The sequence below is a fragment of the Enterobacter sp. ODB01 genome, from assembly GCF_001623605.1.
Classification (GTDB): Bacteria; Pseudomonadota; Gammaproteobacteria; order Enterobacterales; family Enterobacteriaceae; genus Enterobacter; species Enterobacter kobei.
On the sequence record NZ_CP015227.1, the window covers coordinates 3,357,528 to 3,373,795 of the forward strand.

The following is a 16,268-nucleotide window of genomic DNA, read 5'->3' on the forward strand; positions in this document are numbered from 1 at the left end:
TGTTTCTGCCTGCGTTCTTTACGGCTTCGGCCCGAACATCGCTTCAAGCTGCTGCGCGTCCGGCATCCCGACAACCTGCTGCAGCTCATTTTCCGCGTTCATATAGTATATGGCCGGGGTGGCGTTGGCCCCCAGACTGTCCATCAGCGCCTGGTGTTTCTGCAGGATCGCTACCGTTTCGCGAGACCCTTCCCCCTCAGGTTTCGGTAACTTTTTGCCACCGGAGAGCTCGTACTCGCGCCAGGCCGAGACCGGATCTTTCGCATTCAGGATCGCGGCAGCGTTACGTCCGCTGTTAGGGTTAAGAAACGCCACCAGCAGCGTATTCAGCTGGACCTTGCCCGCCTTGACCCACGGCTGCGCCTCTGACCAGAACTGCTTGCAGTACGGACAGAACGGATCGGCGAAGACGAAGACTTTGCGCGGCGCGTTATCCGCCCCTTCCTTCAGGGGATGCGCCGCGTTGAGCGTCTTCCACATTTCGCGTCCCATCGGGGCATAGATCTCTTTCTGGAAATACCCCTCGCTGAGGTTTTTCCCTTTGTCATCGTACAGATAGCCCGAAATCACGTGCTTGCCGTCCGGGGTTAAAAAGAGCGTCACCCCCATGTCCTGATATTGCCCCAGCCAGGCCGGCGCGCCGCCGGGAGCATCCAGCTTCTTGATGATTGTAATGTTCTGCTGCTCGCTGAAGTGCTTAACCACATCCGGTATAGCGTCAGCCGCCTGAACCAGCCCTGAGGTCGCCAGTGCCGAAAGTAACAGTAATTTTTTCATATCCCTCTCCGGTTTATCGGGGGCATCACGCCCCCTTCAGGTTAGCGGTTTTTCAGCGCGTCGCTGACGATTTCATCGAACTGTTCAAAAGGCACCCAGCCGGGCAGCAATCCCTCACCAATCAGCGTGGCGGGCGTACCCTGAATGCCCATTTTTTCCGCGACAAGCAGGCTGCGCTTGATCGTCATCAGACTCTCCTCATCAGGCGTGGTAACGCTGACCCCTGCCCGTTTCTGCGCTTCCTGAATGCTGGCGTCATCGTGGTACCCCTTTTTAGCCATCAGGGTATTGTTCAGTTTCATAAACTCCCCGGGATCCTGACGCCAGAGCGTGAGCGCATCGCGCGCCGCGGTCAGCGAACTTTCCGAGCGGTAAGGTAAAAACTTAAACACCACGGCGACATCGGGATGTTTTTCTACGATCTTCTCCAGATAGGGGTCGAATTTCTTGCAGTACGGGCAGTTGTAGTCGGTAAACACCACCAGGGTGAGCTTCGGATTTTTCGCGCCGATACGCGGGGAATTCGGATCGTTAAACAGAAAATCTGCGATCATCTTCTGCGCACGTTGCTCCTGATCTGGCGTCAGCGGCTGAGCGGCCATCGCCTGAGCCGAGGCCAGCAGGAGCATCAGCGTGATAAGGAATTTTTTCATAATACGTTTAGCCTTTCGCGTTGTTCAGGGTGGTGACCAGGGTGCGTTTATCCAGCAGCGGCGAGAGGATTTCGCCCTCCGGCAGACCAGGGCCATATACCGCATTAAACGGAATAGCGTAGCGGTTTCGCTTCGCCAGAAAATCCGCGATAAAGACGGACGGCTGGCTCCAGTCACTGCGCAGCGCCACTACGTCCGGCTGACTCAGCGCGGCAATGATGTCTGGCTGATTCAGGACCCGATGCTCGTTAACTTTGCAGGTCACACACCAGTCCGCCGAAATATCCACAAATACCCGTTTCCCCTGAGAAAGCGCCTGCTGGATGGCGTCTTCACTCAGTGGCTGCCACGGGATGGTCTCAGCGATATGTTGCGCCGGAGCGTCCGGCGGCGAGGTAAACACCCCGCGCAGCTGATACCCGCCAAACGCCGACAGCGCGATGACCACGATCCAGAACAACGGCGAGGAGGTTTGCCCCTTCAACGTGAACAGCACCAGCGCGACAACAATCAGCACCAGCACCACGATCTGACTCACCATTGCCCCCAGATGCAGGCTCAGCAGCGTCGCCAGCCAGAGGCTGGAGGCCAGCATCATCAGGCCCAGGATCGCTTTAAGCGTGTTCATCCAGCGGCCAGGCTTCGGCAGCAGCATGGCCGTTTTGGGCACCAGGGCGACAAACAGCCACGGCAGGCTCATGCCCACGCCGAGCATCAGGAAGATGAGCCACAGGGCGTGCAGCGGCGCGCCAAGGGCAAAGGCAACTGCGGTACCGAGGAACGGTGCGGAGCACGGCGTGGCCAGCAGCGTAGCAAACATCCCTTCGCAGAAACTGCCGCCAAGCCCCGCCCCGCCTGCCGTAGCCAGTCGCCCGGTAGCGGCAGAAGGCAGCAGCATCTCAAACGTTCCAAACAGGTTCAGCGCAAAGAGGAAGGTCACGGTAACCATCAGCCCGATAAACCACGGGTTCTGGAACTGAATGCCCCAGCCCAGGGACGCCCCGGCCAGCTTCAGCCCGGTCACCATGGCGGCCAGCAGCATAAAGGAGGTGAGGATCCCGGCGCTGGTTGCCAGGAAGCGCAGCCTGATGACGCGTCTGTCCGAACCCGCCTGCAGAATACTGTTAAGCTTCATTCCCATCACCGGCAGCACGCACGGCATCAGGTTGAGGATCAGCCCGCCCAGCAGGGCAAAGAGCACCATTTTGCCCGTCCCGCCTGGGGCGGAAGGCTCGGCGGGCGTAGCGCCAACGGTCATCGTGGTTTGCTGTGCGTCACTGCCATTGGTCAGTACAAATGACAGCCTCTTTCCTTCCAGCGACGTGGGCTTATCGCCCCATTCGTCGGTGACGGGCACCGTGACCCGAAGCGTATTGCCATCGTGCTTAATGGCCGGCTCGCCGGGCAGAATATCCCCCTCCAGCGGGTCAAAGTAGATCCCCGGATTATCCCATTTCCCGTCGGTCGTTCCCGTCACCACCAGGTTGCCGTCAGAGAGCCAGGCGGACAGATCGGCGGAAACGCCAGACGTGCCCGGCACGGCCTGCATCGCGCGGTCAAAGGCGTGACGGAAACCGTCATCCACCGGCTGTGTAAAATCGAGGTGCAGCGGGTAGTCCGTCAGCAGACAAACGTTACTGCACGTGGAGAGCGTGAGCGTGCCGTCGAGCGTGTCGCCCTTCACGCCGTCGAGCACGATGGGGATCGTGACCTTATCGTGATAGCCCTGCGTGGTCATACCGGAGATATCGAATCGCGACGGTACCGGCCAGGACCAGCTATCCGTAACGCCCTGCGGCCAGGTGATTTTTGGCGCGACGCCACCCTCGCCCGGCGACCGCCAGTAGGTTTTCCAGCCGGGCTTTAGCTCAACGGTGAGCAGGCCTTTAATGTGCGTTTGTTCCCTTTCCGCCTGAAAGCGGATGCGGGCGTGATCGTTTTGTGGGGAGACCAGCCAGCCTGTGTCCGCCGCATGGACAATTCCGATGCAGGACAGCCACAGGAAGACGAATCCCCTGAAGAGGTTAACCATGTTTTACTCCGTGCACAGTGAAAAATTATCGTGTGATGACGATGATTTTCATTCACGGAAAACGCAGTTTTTAAGGTGTATTCGGGGAGGCGGTGCCTGAACGGGCTGTTCCACGGGCGCAAATGCCCGCCCTTGCGTAAACAGATGCAGCAGCGCGAAGAAGATAATAATGGCCGGAAGCGCGCCGTCGAAGAACAGTGGCTGCGCGCAAAGCAGGGAGTGCGCGCCTAGCTGACAGGGTGAAGGCCCAGACTCCCCGGCGTTGCTTTGCGACGGGGCGTCTGCACTCAGGGCGATCTGCGGCTCCAGTCCCTGTAAAAAATGGTTGAGCATGACCGCACGCTGCACGAGGCAAAGCGCCATCGCGAGACAGGTAACGATCAAAAGCCATTTTCCGAGGAGCTGACGGTTGCGCATAACATTCCAGAGTGACAAGACGCCCCGATCATAAACGATAGTGATGAATCTACAAGTACCGGAAGTGTAAGGTTTTGTCTGAGGCCGCTATTCGCCCGTCAGGGCATCATAGATATCCCGCAACCGCGTGCGCAGAAACAGCACCGCCTTGTGCTTGCGGGATAACAGCGCCTGTTCGCTGGCCCCCGTCTCCTCTGCCAGCATTTTAATGCTGTAGCCGTGAAGCTCGGTCTTTTCAAACACCTCGCGCTGCGGCGGCGGCAGTTCAGACAGGGCCTGCCCCAGCTCTTCCCACAGCAGCGTTTTGAGATACTCCTCTTCCGGCGTCTGCGGGACACCGAACAGGGTTTCGGCCAGCTCGTCCTCCGGGAAGCCCTCCTCCTCTTCATCCGTAAAATAGCCGGAGAGAGACACCTCGCGTTTCTTACGCGCCCGGTCGGTCATCTCGTTACGCGCCGCGCGGAACAGCCAGGCGGCGACGTTTTCGACCGGCTGCTCCACCTTCATCAGCTGATAGGTCACTTCCTGCAAAATGTCGTCGGCGTCGTCGCGCACGGATGTTCGCCCGCGAATAAAGGCCTTCAGCCGGGCGCGGCAGGCGTTGAGCGCCGACATCAACAGGGATCCGCCCACCTCTCCGGCTTTCATCTCGCTCACTCTGCGTCCGGCGCTTTTGGCGTAGCGTCATCGCGCTTATCGTCACGATGACCGTGCCAGCCGCAGTGGCCGCGCCCGTGGCGACCAAAGCCTTCGCGGCGCTGCTGAATAAACGCCTCGCGCTGTTCGGGCGTCATGTTCATCCAGCGCTCGTGCATCCGGCGGTGTGCGCCAAACATGCCGGGACGGAAGCCCAGTCCGCCAAACAGAATGCGGCTCAGCACCAGAATGCCCAGCGCCTGCCAGAAACCAATGGCTTTCACGCCAAGGATTGCCGGGAGCAAGGCGTTCCACAGGGACATCACCAGCAGGCCGAGCACGATGAAAATCACCGCGCCGATGACTAAGCCCTTGCCCATACGGTGACGACCGAATCCGCGCCCGTGACCTCTGCCGTGCAGTTCAAAATCTCTCATGGTGTTACCTCGTTTATCGTAACTGATTATGGCTTGTGATGAGGTAGACGGATGAGGGAGGGAAATATTTCTGGGGGAATGAAATAATTTTTACGGATGCGCAATCGCAACGAGTGCCCGGCGGCGCTAACGCTTGCACGGGCCTACAGATTTCGTAGGCCGGGTAAGCGTCAGCGCCACCCGGCAGATTCAAAGAATTACGCCTGCACCGGCAACCTAAAACTCGAAATACTCCGTGAAAGCTGCTGCGCCTGCTCTTCCAGCGAGGCAGCCGCCGCAGCGGACTGCTGCACCAGCGCGGCGTTCTGCTGGGTCACGCCGTCCATTTCGGTCACCGCCTGCCCGACCTGGCTGATCCCACGGCTCTGCTCTTCCGAAGCCACGGAGATCTGCTCCATCAGCGTATTCACTTTGTTCACCGATGAAATAATCGAGTCAATCACCTCGCCCGAGCGGTTGACCAGCTCCGCACCGTTTTTCACGCTGGAAACCGACTGCGCAATAAGGCTTTCAATGTCTTTGGCCGCCACCGCGCTTTTCTGCGCGAGGGTGCGCACTTCACTGGCCACTACCGCAAAACCGCGGCCCTGCGTACCGGCGCGCGCCGCTTCCACCGCTGCGTTCAGCGCCAGAATGTTGGTCTGGAAGGCAATGCTGTTAATCACGCTGGTAATGTCTTCGATGCGCTTCGAATTCGCCGCGATGGTATTCATCGTGTCGATCACCTCGCGGGTCACCGCTTCGCCGGTATGGGCATTGTGCACCGCGTCCTGCACCAGTTTTCCGGCCTGATACACGTTATCGGTATTGTTCGCCACCGTCGCGCTCAGCTCTTCCATGCTTGCCGCCGTCTGGGTCAACGCGGAAGCCTGCTGCTCGGTACGTGATGCGAGGTCGATATTGCCGGAGGCAATCTCCTGCGCCGCGTGCGTCACGGTGTGGCTCGCATCGCGCACCTGAGCAATAGTGGCTAGCAGTGCCTGACGCATCTGCTCCATCGAGCCCATCAGGTGGTCGATTTCATTATGCGAACTCCCCTTCACCGGCACCGGAATGTCGAGCTTGCCCGCGGCGATCTGGCTGCAGTGCTCGCGCGCCAGGTTGACCGGCGCAAAGACGAAGCGCTTCATGAAGAGGCTGACGGCAACAATCACCAGCACAAACAGGCAGGCGATAACGGCAATCATCACCAGGCCGGAGACGAAATTACTGCTCGCGTCTTCGTTCAGGCTTTTGGCGTATTTCTGGTGGACGGAAAGGACCTGGTCGAGAACGATTTCGTACTGGCGGTCGAGGCGGGAAACTTCCGGGATCAGCGCGTTAAATTTAGCAACATCGTGTGCCTCAGCGGCATCGATCAGCGGCGCCAGCCCCTGGTTACGGTAGTTTTGCCAGGCATCCTGATAGGCACTCACCAGCGGCGCTTCATCCGTGAGTCGCGGCGAAGCCATAAAGGCCGCAAAGGCGTGGTCCGCTTTGGTCAGCGCCTCTTTCACGGCGGCAAGCTTCGCCGCCCCGTCTGCCGAGTTGCCCGCTTCCACCATCTTCACATACTCCATCACGCGAACGCGCAGCGTACGGCTATGGTTGATGGGGTCAATAATCGACAGCACAACCTGGATCTCTTTGTTGACGTTATCCAGGGAATTATTACTTTTAATGATGAGGCCAACGCTGGTGACGGTGCTGACCACAAAGAACAAAAGCAGTGAGAACAGGACAATCAGGGATGACTTTTTCAACGACATAAACCAATACCTCAAGGAGAATTATTCCTTATGGTTATCGGCGCATCCAAAACTTAAATTAATTAAAGTTATTGATGTATCGAACGAGGCTATACCGCTGACTTATAGCGCCGCTGCAGGGTGGCATTGAGCTTGCGCTGCAACGGCTGCGGCGTCTCCCCTTCGATCAATTTGCCAATCAGATCAAAGCAATGCCACGCCAGCTGGCGATTGTCCTGGCGAATGGTATCCACCGGGATCGTCAGCGAATCGTAGAGATAGTGATCGTCAAAGCTGGCTAATCTGATATCACTTTGCATCAGGTTATGTTGACCCATATAGCGCAGTACCCCTTCCAGCAACCCGCAGGCGGCGGTGAACAGGGCTTTCGGTGGGCGTCCCAGACGGGCGCAGAGTTCGGCGAACATTTCGTAGCCGGAGCTCGGGTGGTAGTTGCCGTGAATGATCCACTCGGGGCGCAGTTCCACACCGGCCGCTCGCAGACCTTGCTTAAACCCTTCCAGACGGTCGCGAGTCGGAGAAAGGCGCGGCTGTCCGCCCAGAAAATAGAATTCATCCGGATGCTGGCGGGCAATATCCGCCACCAGTTCCGTCGTTGGGGTGATGGAATCGGTGATCACCAGCGGCAACGTGCTGTCGTTCATATGGCGATCAAAAAGCACCACGGGCAGCTGCTCGCTGAGTTTCAGGTAGTCCGCATCATTAAGCATGCTGGAGGCGACAATCAGTCCGTCGACCTGACGCGCCACCATGTTATTGACGACCACCGTCTCCTGCCCCGGATTTTCATCGCTACAGGAGATCAGCAGCTGGACGCCCGCCTCGCGGCACAGCGTTTCCAGCTCGTGAGAAAAGACGGCAAAGCCGTAGTTGGTGATCTCCGGCACCACCAGACCAATGGTGTGGCTACGGTTATCGCGCAGTGACCGGGCGTGAATGCTGGGCTGATAGTGGTGCTCTTTCGCAATCGCCAGCACGCGTTCACGCGTCTCTTCCGCCACGCGAAGCTCTTTGCTGCGCCCGTTCAGGACCAGGCTGGCGGTGGCTTTTGACACACCCGCCAGCTCCGCGATGTCTTTAATGGTGACGCGTTTTGTTTTTCTCACAACGACTTAGATCCGGCTGCCAAAACCCTCATTCTATCATGCAGGCGCGCAGCGACCAGTAGCGTAATGTGATATCGGACGCACCTTCGAAGCGCACCCAGGCCGGATGGTCAGGAAAATAGCGGCTGCTCATCACCCCTTCGCCATGATTGATGAAAATTTCAACGCTGGAGCGGTCGCACAGGACGCGTAAATGGTGGACGTCCCCCTGCCAGTAGCGGGTCAACGTCTCACCGGTTTTCAGGCTCGCGCGTTCCAGCCGCACGCCCTGCTCATCAACCGTGAGGCGCAGCGCGCCCGCAAAATCGACGTTCACCTGCGAGGCGCTTAACTCAAACTCCAGTCGCGCGGCATCCAGAACGGGCGCATCGCTGGCACGTCCCTGCCAGTGCTGCTCCTCTTCACGCAGCGCCGCCAGCTCACGCACCGGAGTCTGCCAGAGCTTGCCGTCGCGATACTGCAATTCGCGCGGGCAGGTCATCTGGTGCATCCAGCCGTGCGACCGCGTCGGCTGAAGCATCTCTTCCCCGTCCGGTACGCCCATCCAGCCAATCAGAATGCGTCGTCCATCTTCCGCCAGCGTCGTTTGCGGGGCGTAAAACTCAAAGCCCGCGTCAAGCTCGTGCAGCTCGCCGTGCGCAAACGTGCCGCGTTCATAGCTAAACGCCCCACTCATCCAGGCGGCCGGATAGGTGTTGAGATAGCGATACGGCTCGCGCGCCAGCCCCTGCGGACAGCAAATCAACACGTGCGTACCGTCGAGCGCGAACAGATCCGGGCACTCCCACATATAACCTGCGTCCTTCAGGCCGTTGACCCCGTGACCAGCGATTTCACCGCAGGAAGCCCAGGCATGTAAATCAGCGGATTTAAACAGCAGCACTTTGCCGCGCTTTTGCAGATCCTGCGCGCCCAGCACCATGTACCACAGCCCGTCGTGTTGCCACACTTTCGGGTCACGCACGTGACCGGTGTAGCCCTCCGGCAGCGCCAGCACCGGCCCCTGCTTTTTAAAGGTGCCGTCCGGCTGTTCCTCGGCCAGGCACTGCCGGGCGGTACGGCTGCCGTCATCGAACTTCACGTTGCCGGTATAGCACAGCGTCAGCACGCCCTGGTTATCCACGGCGCTACCGGAGTAGCAGCCGTTGCGGTCATACTCTTCGTCGGGCATCAGCGCCAGCGGCTCATGCTGCCAGTGGACCAGGTCCGCAGAACTCCAGTGCCCCCAGCATTTATAACGATGCTCACAGTCCAGCGGATTCCACTGATAGAACAGATGGTAGCGACCGGCAAACCAGATAAACCCGTTGGGATCGTTCATCAGCCCCGTCACCGGCGCGGCGTGCCATTGCGGATAATGGCTGTCAGCCTGCGCGCGCGGCTGCCCTTTCATAACGGCCTGCAGAATCGCAGGCCAGCGGGAAGGTAACGTCATTATTCAGAGTCCGTTTTATATTTCAGCAGCAGCGAGACGGTAAACGCCACGCCGAAGGCAATCACCATGCCGATAATATAGTTGAGCAGCGAGCTGGCCTGCACGATGGCCATACCCGGAATGGCGGTCAACCCGACGGCAGTCATGTAGACATGCACAGAGACCACCCAGGCGCCCCCCACCGCGCCACCAATCAACGCGGCAATAAACGGCTTAACGAAACGCAGGTTGATACCAAAAATGGCCGCCTCGGTGATGCCCAGCATCGCAGAGAACGCCGACGGTAACGTAATGGCTTTGATTTTGGCATCGTTGGTTTTGAACCACACCGCCAGACAGGCTCCGCCCTGCGCCACGTTCGCCATGGCCCAGATCGGCAGCAGGAAGTTCACGCCAATCGACGGGTTGCCCAGCAGCCCCGCTTCAATCGCGTGGAAGCTGTGGTGAATACCGGTGATCACAATCACCGAATACAGTCCGCCAAACAGCAGCCCGGCAAGCCAGCCCGCGTGGGCGATAAGCGTGCTCAGGATAAAGGAGATACCATCCCCTAAGGCGCGTCCCGCCGGACCAATAATCAGCAAGGCGATAAAGCCAGAGATCACAACGGTGAGGAACGGCGTCAGGATCAGGTCCAGCGCATCCGGAATCACGCGGCGCAGGTTTTTCTCCACGATGCTCATAAACCAGACGGCCAGCAGCACCGGAAATACCGTGCCCTGATAGCCAATCATCGCGATTTCCAGGCCGAAGAAGTTCATGGTGTGGAAACCGGACGCCACGCCCCAGGCGTTAGTGAGCGCCGGGTGGGTCAGGATGCCGCCCAGCGTCGCGCCCAGGTACGGGTTACCGCCAAACTCCCGCGCGGCGGTAAAGCCGATCAGGATCGGCAGAATGATAAACGCCGCCGAACTGCACATGTCCAGCATGATATAGATAGCGTTGTCCGCATTGACCCAGCCGTAGGTTTTCACCATGCCGAGCAGGCCCATCAGCAGGCCGGACGCCACAATCGCAGGAATGATCGGCACAAAGATATTGGAGAGCAGACGCGCTATGCGCTGGAACGGGTTCAGCTTGCGCGCCGCCAGGTCCGCCGCCTCAGACTTGCTGGACTCGCTAATCCCCGCCGCCTGAATAAACGCGGCGTAGACTTTATTCACCACGCCCGTACCAAAAATCACCTGCATCTGCCCGGCGTTACGGAAACAGCCTTTAACGCCGTCGACCTTGCCGATCGCCTGCTGATCGGCCAGCGCGTCATCAACCAGCACCAGACGAAGACGCGTTGCGCAGTGCGCCGCGCTGGCGATATTTTCCTTGCCACCCAGCAGCGGAATAAGCTCGCGGGCGATTTGATTAAAATCCATAGATACCTCTGCCTGACTTCTTTTTTATGATGTGCGAAACGCCCCCGCCAGGCGGGAGCGTGATGGGTTAAAACCAGGTTTCCATCTGGACCCCAAAGTTCCATTCCCCGCCGGCGTTGAAACCGCTGCTGCCAAAGGCATCATCGCTGGCGTAATTATCCAGTTTGCTGCTCCAGTCCATCCAGGTGGCGAACAGGCGAAGCTCCGGGCGGCTGAAGAAATCGCCGATTTTGCTCGCTTTTAACGTCGGAGCAAAGGTCAGCTTGTAGAAACTGCCGTTGACGGCGTTTCGGTCTTTATAACCTTCCGGGTTTAAGTCCATGTACTGATAGCTTCCCTCAAACGCCAGCGCGAAATTCTGGGTCACCTCTTTAATCAGGCGGGTGTTGAGCGTGACCCACTCATAGCTGTCGCCTTTGACGTAGCGATCTTTACTGCTCTGCGCCAGGACGGCAGGCGCAATGCTCCAGCCACCGCCAATTGGCGTGACACCGTAACTTGCAAAGCGCCAGGTATCTGCCTCGGACAGCAGTGCGCCATCGGAGCCGATGCTTTTCACTTCCGCCCCCAGCCCGTGACCATACAGCAGCGCGGTTTTGGCCGTCCCCTCCCGCAGGCCGTAGAAGCTCTCGTTGTGCAAGCCCACCAGGGCATGAACGCCCGTGTTGGCGGCATCCGTTTTGATGAGATCGCCGTTCGCGTCTTTACGATCGTCATTATCTTTTGCCCGCAGGCCGCTCACCATCAGCTGGAGCGGCCCGGCGAAGTGGTTCATGCTGAGGATATAGTTCTGAACGTTATTGTCGGTCTGCTCCACGCTGCCGAAGTTGCGGCCATAGAGGGAGAAGTTACTGCGCAGCGAATCGTTCCATTTCACGTCGTAGACGCCACCACCGGTACCGGCCAGGAACACCACGTCGGAATCCAGCCAGTGAATATCAAAGTTATCGCGGTCGAAGCGTTTACCTGCCCAGAAGGTACTGCCCTTCAGCGCGCCGGTGAAATCAGGGAGATTGCCCAGCTCCGCAAAGGCCTGACGAATATTGAGATCGCTGGTATCAGCTGACCAGTCGTTATAGGTTCTCTGGCCGTCGGCCAGCATCGCTTTAAAGCGCGTCGTCGCCCCGTTATCCAGGGTCTGTTTGTGCTCCAGGTTCAGCTCAACGTAGGTGTCGGCTTCATTACCCAGACGCCCTACCGCACCACCGGTTTCGCCAGCTGGGGTCAGATAAGGACCGCTTTTGCTGCTGGAGGCCGCGTCATTCATCAGCAGGCCGGAACGAGCGTAGCCGTGGAACTCAAACCCGCTGCTTTGATCCGCTTTCTTCTCCAGCGCAGTGGTGCGCTGCGCCACCGCCTGTGTTGTCGACTGCGTCTGCTGCTGCGCGGCAACGAGCTGCTGCGTTTTTTGTTCTGCTTCCGTGGCGCGTTTCTCCGCCCTCTGCGCGCGCGTCTCTGCGTCCTGAAGGCGTTGTTCCATTGCGGCAAGCCGCGCTTCGATACTTGTCATATCCGTTTGGGCAAAAACAGAGGTACTTCCGGCCAGCATGCCTATCATCACGGCAAGTCTGCGTTTTTTATACATTTTGTCGCATCCCTCAAAGAAGTCATTAAACGTGCTAAATTGCTAAACCGGTTTAGGTTGCTGATACTAAACTGGTGAATTTTGGATCGGCAATCTTTTTTGCTAAACCGTTTTAGTAAGTGTGATCGGGGCGACAATTCAGGCCGTCGACCGACGGCCTGTGAAGGAACAAATTAAAGCTCGTGCTGCCAGGGTAAGGCGGTCATCGCCCCTTTCGCGGTGGTGGCTAGCGCGCCGCAGCGCTGGGCTAAGGCGATGGCGGGAACCAGTTCAAGACCGGCGGCCAGCCCGTAGAGCAGTCCGGCGACGAAGGCATCCCCCGCGCCGGTGGTATCGACACACTTAACCGGGGTTGCCGGATAGTGGTTCACGGTGCCTTCATGCCAGGCAATAACGCCCTCTTTACCTTGCGTGACGAGCACCCGCCGCGCCGGACAGCGGCGCATGAGTGCAGCCAGACCGGCGTGCACCTGCTCCTCGCCGGTTAAAAATGCCAATTCCTCGACGGAGAGTTTCACCACATCAGCACGCTGCAGCGCCTGTTCAAGGCTGCGTCGAAGTGCGGTTTCATCCGGCCAGAGATCCGGGCGTATATTGGGGTCAAAACTGACGTAACCGCCCGCCTTCCTGATGGCATCCATCGCCTGAAAGGCCGCACTGCGGCTGGGTTCAGCGCTTAGCGCGATGGAGCAGACGTGCAGCCATTCACCCTGGCTGAAGGTAGGCAGATCGGCAGGTTCCAGAAACAGATCGGCGCTCGGGCGCACCATAAAGGTAAACGAACGTTCGCCCTGTTCGTCGAGATCGACCACCACCGTTGAGGTGCGGTGTGCCGGGTCAAGGCGCATCCACTGCACATCGACCCGCTCGTCAGCCAGTGTGTGAGCCATAAAGCGCCCGAAAGGATCATCTCCAACTCTGCCAATAAACGCGCTACGCCCCCCCAGGCGGGCAATACCGACCGCAACGTTTGCCGGGGCGCCACCCGGACATTGCAGCAATCTTCCTTCTCCATCAGGCAGCAGATCCACCACCGCATCACCCAGTACCCAGATTTTTTCCATGTGAACCTCGAAGCTAAACCATGTTAAACCGTTTTAGCTATTTAAGCACAGGCAGGACGACGGGGAAATAACGCGAGTGGAAAATTGCCTTAACGCACCAGGTGCGGCCAGTGAATATCACCGACGCCGTTAAGCAGCGGGCGGGCAAACAGGAAGCCCTGGAAGCGGCGGATCCCGGCAGATTCGAGCCAGCACCACTCCTCTATTTTCTCGATACCTTCCGCCACCAGGGTGATTTCGAGATCGGAGCAGCAGCTAATAATCGACCGTACAATCGCCTGTTTCGGACCGCTCAGGTGAATATCGCTGATAATCTCCCGGTCAATCTTAATTTTATCCGGCTGGAAGCGCGTCAGCAGAGAGAGACCGGCATAGCCGGAACCAAAATCATCAATCGCCATGCCAACCCCCTCACCGCGAAGTTGTTTAATGGCGCTGTTGAACTGATTCAGTCCGGATATCATCTCGTTTTCAGTGATTTCCAGCACCACCTGCTCTGGCTGAAGCCCGTGTTTTTTAATCTCACCGACCAGAAATTCCACTGCGCCAGGGACATTCACCAGCGACATCGGCAACAGGTTGACCGCAATTTTGTGGCTGCCAATCCCCAGCTTTTCCGCCAGCGCAAAGGCATAGGCTTTCGTCTGGAGATCGACCTGATAGAGGGTGTCCGGGTCAAGGGCGCGGAAGAACAGCTCCGGACTGCCGCCGTCATTGCTGCGGATAAGAGCTTCAAGGGAGCTGATCTTGCCTTCCGAAGGCTCAACAATCGGTTGAAGCGCAAATTGACAGGTTTGCGCGGCAATCAGGCCCAGAGACTCGCCAAAGGGTAAGGTTTCGGGTTCGAGCGCCCACTTTGCCGGATCGTAACGTCCACCCGACGGGTTCGGACGCTTATCTGTAATAAACGTCTGAATAAATTTGAATACGCGGTCATCGGAGGCCAGGTAACTGTCGAGTTTGCTGTAACGCAGCACCGATTGCAGCACCTCTTTCGGCGACTGCGTCTGCAGATCGAACAGCAGCATCCCGACGTTTTCAAATCGTCTGCGCGGGCCATAATCCCGCATCAGTTCAACCACTCCGCTGTGCCGCTTGTCATCACGGATTTTATTGAACAGCCTGACCACTCCCTCTTCGGAACCTTCAAGAATTTGCAGAACGTCATCCCCTTTAGAGAGGAGCACACCGGTTATATTCAGCTTCGCGTTACGGCGTCTGGCGCGCTCCACCACCTCCCGGAGTTCGGTTGACGGGTGGGATAAATTCAACTGGCTTCGGTAAATGAGAGTCGTCAGCACAAAACGGGTTCCGATGAGAGAGGTGCCTTGAAGGTATTATTTAACATACTTAATCATTGCGACCTAACATATTCACACAACAGAAGAACGTTACTTTTTCTCATCCCCGATTCGGCTGTTGATCCTCTCCTCCATGTAGCCGTAGAACGGGTTTGAGGTGACCCGCATAAGCGCCTCTTTCCCGACACTCAACACAGAGGTTTCCCCCCAGAGCGCTATCGTCCCCAGGCTAATGCCATAGCGGTTTTTCACGTCAGGCTCCCGGCCATAGAGATCGTCATTCGGCGGGAACGGCACCGCAACGTGCGACAGGGAATAGACATCCTGCGGCCAGGACTGCCCAAGCGGTACGACCGTCTCGTGAGTGCTCCCTGCCGGGGTGATTTTCGCTACCGTTGAGAAACTGTGTTCATTCGCATTGGTAATAACCGTGACAGTGTAACGTCGATCGGCAGTAGGCAGCAGCGCTGAGGTGGCCGTCCAGGACGAGGGCTTGAACAGCGGACGGAAGCTCGCCGCCTGGTTGATATCAAATACCACCAGCTCGCTGCCATTTGCCGGAAGCTGATCAAACAAGCCGCTCACCACCGCGCGGGTGCTGACGGTGGAATCCATCACCGACTGGAATGCCAGAACCGGCGGCAGCGTTGCCAACCTGTTTTCCCGCGCCTCCCGGCCAATCTGCTCCTGCAGCGCCTTCGTCAACAGCCACGACTGGCGGGCGGCGTTCACCGGGAACGAGTTGTATTTATACGGGTTATATTCCGGGGAAATATTCAGCCACGCCGCTTTGGCAAACGCCGGGAGCAGCGCCGGTAACCCGGCGAAACCGGCGAATCGCGCGAATGCCGTCACGCCGATCATCGGCGACAGCAGCACCAGCTGCTGCGGCTTACGCAGCGATGGCGCGTCAAGTGCATCGAGGGCATATTTCATCGCCAGCGCCCCGCCGTTGGAATAGCCCACCAGATGCAGGGGCACATTTTCTCCCGCCAGACGCGTCGCTTCCCGAACGGCAAGGCGCGTCGCCGCCAGCCACATCTCCCAGTCAACGTCCGTCAGCGCGCCAGGCGCGGTGCCGTGTCCGGGCAGGCGCGGAACCACGGCCACAAAGCCGTGGGCCTGATAATTCTGAGCAAGATGTCTGACGCTATAGGGTGAATCCGTCAGTCCATGAAGCAACACCACCGCGCCGCGCGGCTTTCCGGCTGGCATGAGTACAAAAGAGCGGTTGGCATCCGGTGAAAACTGACCCGGCCAGACCAGGCTCTGGCGGTAATAGCGGTTTAGCGGCGTTTGTTCCTCATGCTCTGTTTTTGCCGTCACCGCGGTATTAAGATCGGCGAAAATGGCATTTTCGCGGGCAACATACCCGGCAAAGTCGGCGCCATCGAGCTCGCGTACGGACATCTCATCTGCCCGCCAGGTATGCCAGAGATGCAGTTCAGGCCCCTGCTGCGAGAGATAGACCCGCACTGCCAGCAGGACGACCAGTACGATCCCCACCACCATCGCTATTTTCTTAACAAGCACCATCAGATGCTCGCTGACTCGCCAGGGCCAATTCGCCATGCCGGGATCCCTTTCATGTCTACTGTGTTTCTATCTTATCAAAAATGTGAACGGGCTGACGTATTCACCAAATTCATACGTGCAGATTCTGTCACTGCACCAAAAGTGAACTACGCTGCACAAATGTTGATCATC

General features: G+C 58.2%; 14 protein-coding genes. All 14 read right to left on the reverse strand.

Going from position 1 to position 16,268, the window contains the following annotated elements; genetic code table 11:
• Nucleotides 1-18 precede the first annotated feature (18 nt).
• The gene (gene dsbG / locus A4308_RS15930; protein ID WP_014883877.1) at nt 19-777 is read right to left on the reverse strand and encodes a thiol:disulfide interchange protein DsbG; all 759 of its coding nucleotides are present in this window, start codon (nt 775-777) and stop codon (nt 19-21) included.
• Nucleotides 778-818: 41 nt separating this feature from the next.
• Nucleotides 819-1,430: a DsbA family protein gene (locus A4308_RS15935; RefSeq protein ID WP_045282121.1), complete on the reverse strand. Its 612-nt coding sequence runs from the start codon at nt 1,428-1,430 to the stop codon at nt 819-821.
• Between the two features lie 7 nt (nt 1,431-1,437).
• The gene (locus tag A4308_RS15940; protein ID WP_045282122.1) at nt 1,438-3,462 is read right to left on the reverse strand and encodes a protein-disulfide reductase DsbD family protein; all 2,025 of its coding nucleotides are present in this window, start codon (nt 3,460-3,462) and stop codon (nt 1,438-1,440) included.
• Between the two features lie 48 nt (nt 3,463-3,510).
• The gene (locus A4308_RS15945; RefSeq protein ID WP_045282123.1) at nt 3,511-3,879 is read right to left on the reverse strand and encodes a hypothetical protein; all 369 of its coding nucleotides are present in this window, start codon (nt 3,877-3,879) and stop codon (nt 3,511-3,513) included.
• A gap of 87 nt (nt 3,880-3,966) precedes the next feature.
• Nucleotides 3,967-4,527 carry an RNA polymerase sigma factor gene (locus A4308_RS15950; protein WP_014883881.1) on the reverse strand — a complete coding sequence of 187 codons (561 nt, stop codon included), beginning with the start codon at nt 4,525-4,527 and terminating at the stop codon, nt 3,967-3,969.
• A gap of 5 nt (nt 4,528-4,532) precedes the next feature.
• Complete coding sequence (locus A4308_RS15955; protein WP_023292366.1) at nt 4,533-4,952, reverse strand: hypothetical protein; 420 nt, start codon at nt 4,950-4,952, stop codon at nt 4,533-4,535.
• 197 nt (nt 4,953-5,149) lie between these two features.
• A complete protein-coding gene (locus tag A4308_RS15960) occupies nt 5,150-6,700 on the reverse strand; it encodes a methyl-accepting chemotaxis protein (RefSeq protein ID WP_032636463.1) in 1,551 nt (516 codons plus the stop codon).
• Nucleotides 6,701-6,789: 89 nt separating this feature from the next.
• Nucleotides 6,790-7,806: a LacI family DNA-binding transcriptional regulator gene (locus A4308_RS15965; protein ID WP_014883884.1), complete on the reverse strand. Its 1,017-nt coding sequence runs from the start codon at nt 7,804-7,806 to the stop codon at nt 6,790-6,792.
• A gap of 28 nt (nt 7,807-7,834) precedes the next feature.
• A complete protein-coding gene (locus A4308_RS15970; RefSeq protein WP_049010579.1) occupies nt 7,835-9,241 on the reverse strand; it encodes a sucrose-6-phosphate hydrolase in 1,407 nt (468 codons plus the stop codon).
• A complete protein-coding gene (locus A4308_RS15975; RefSeq protein ID WP_014883886.1) occupies nt 9,241-10,611 on the reverse strand; it encodes a sucrose-specific PTS transporter subunit IIBC in 1,371 nt (456 codons plus the stop codon). The genes A4308_RS15970 and A4308_RS15975 overlap by 1 nt, the downstream gene beginning before the upstream one ends.
• Nucleotides 10,612-10,678: 67 nt before the next feature.
• Entirely contained in the window at nt 10,679-12,196 is a 1,518-nt protein-coding gene (locus tag A4308_RS15980; RefSeq protein WP_045134002.1) for a carbohydrate porin, read from the reverse strand.
• A gap of 173 nt (nt 12,197-12,369) precedes the next feature.
• Complete coding sequence (locus A4308_RS15985; protein ID WP_045282124.1) at nt 12,370-13,260, reverse strand: aminoimidazole riboside kinase; 891 nt, start codon at nt 13,258-13,260, stop codon at nt 12,370-12,372.
• Between the two features lie 89 nt (nt 13,261-13,349).
• Nucleotides 13,350-14,561: a diguanylate phosphodiesterase gene (locus tag A4308_RS15990; RefSeq protein WP_049010582.1), complete on the reverse strand. Its 1,212-nt coding sequence runs from the start codon at nt 14,559-14,561 to the stop codon at nt 13,350-13,352.
• 90 nt (nt 14,562-14,651) lie between these two features.
• Nucleotides 14,652-16,133: an alpha/beta hydrolase gene (locus A4308_RS15995; protein WP_045282125.1), complete on the reverse strand. Its 1,482-nt coding sequence runs from the start codon at nt 16,131-16,133 to the stop codon at nt 14,652-14,654.
• Nucleotides 16,134-16,268: the final 135 nt, after the last annotated feature.

What these genes read in the sequence shown, in the direction of transcription:
- A4308_RS15970 (WP_049010579.1), bottom strand. Translation starts at nt 9,241, where the DNA reads ATGACGTTACCTTCCCGCTGGCCTGCGATTCTGCAGGCCGTTATGAAA.
- A4308_RS15980 (WP_045134002.1), bottom strand. Translation starts at nt 12,196, where the DNA reads ATGTATAAAAAACGCAGACTTGCCGTGATGATAGGCATGCTGGCCGGA.
- dsbG (WP_014883877.1), bottom strand. Translation starts at nt 777, where the DNA reads ATGAAAAAATTACTGTTACTTTCGGCACTGGCGACCTCAGGGCTGGTT.
- A4308_RS15960 (WP_032636463.1), bottom strand. Translation starts at nt 6,700, where the DNA reads ATGTCGTTGAAAAAGTCATCCCTGATTGTCCTGTTCTCACTGCTTTTG.
- A4308_RS15945 (WP_045282123.1), bottom strand. Translation starts at nt 3,879, where the DNA reads ATGCGCAACCGTCAGCTCCTCGGAAAATGGCTTTTGATCGTTACCTGT.
- A4308_RS15995 (WP_045282125.1), bottom strand. Translation starts at nt 16,133, where the DNA reads ATGGCGAATTGGCCCTGGCGAGTCAGCGAGCATCTGATGGTGCTTGTT.
- A4308_RS15955 (WP_023292366.1), bottom strand. Translation starts at nt 4,952, where the DNA reads ATGAGAGATTTTGAACTGCACGGCAGAGGTCACGGGCGCGGATTCGGT.
- A4308_RS15950 (WP_014883881.1), bottom strand. Translation starts at nt 4,527, where the DNA reads ATGAAAGCCGGAGAGGTGGGCGGATCCCTGTTGATGTCGGCGCTCAAC.
- A4308_RS15935 (WP_045282121.1), bottom strand. Translation starts at nt 1,430, where the DNA reads ATGAAAAAATTCCTTATCACGCTGATGCTCCTGCTGGCCTCGGCTCAG.
- A4308_RS15975 (WP_014883886.1), bottom strand. Translation starts at nt 10,611, where the DNA reads ATGGATTTTAATCAAATCGCCCGCGAGCTTATTCCGCTGCTGGGTGGC.
- A4308_RS15985 (WP_045282124.1), bottom strand. Translation starts at nt 13,260, where the DNA reads ATGGAAAAAATCTGGGTACTGGGTGATGCGGTGGTGGATCTGCTGCCT.
- A4308_RS15940 (WP_045282122.1), bottom strand. Translation starts at nt 3,462, where the DNA reads ATGGTTAACCTCTTCAGGGGATTCGTCTTCCTGTGGCTGTCCTGCATC.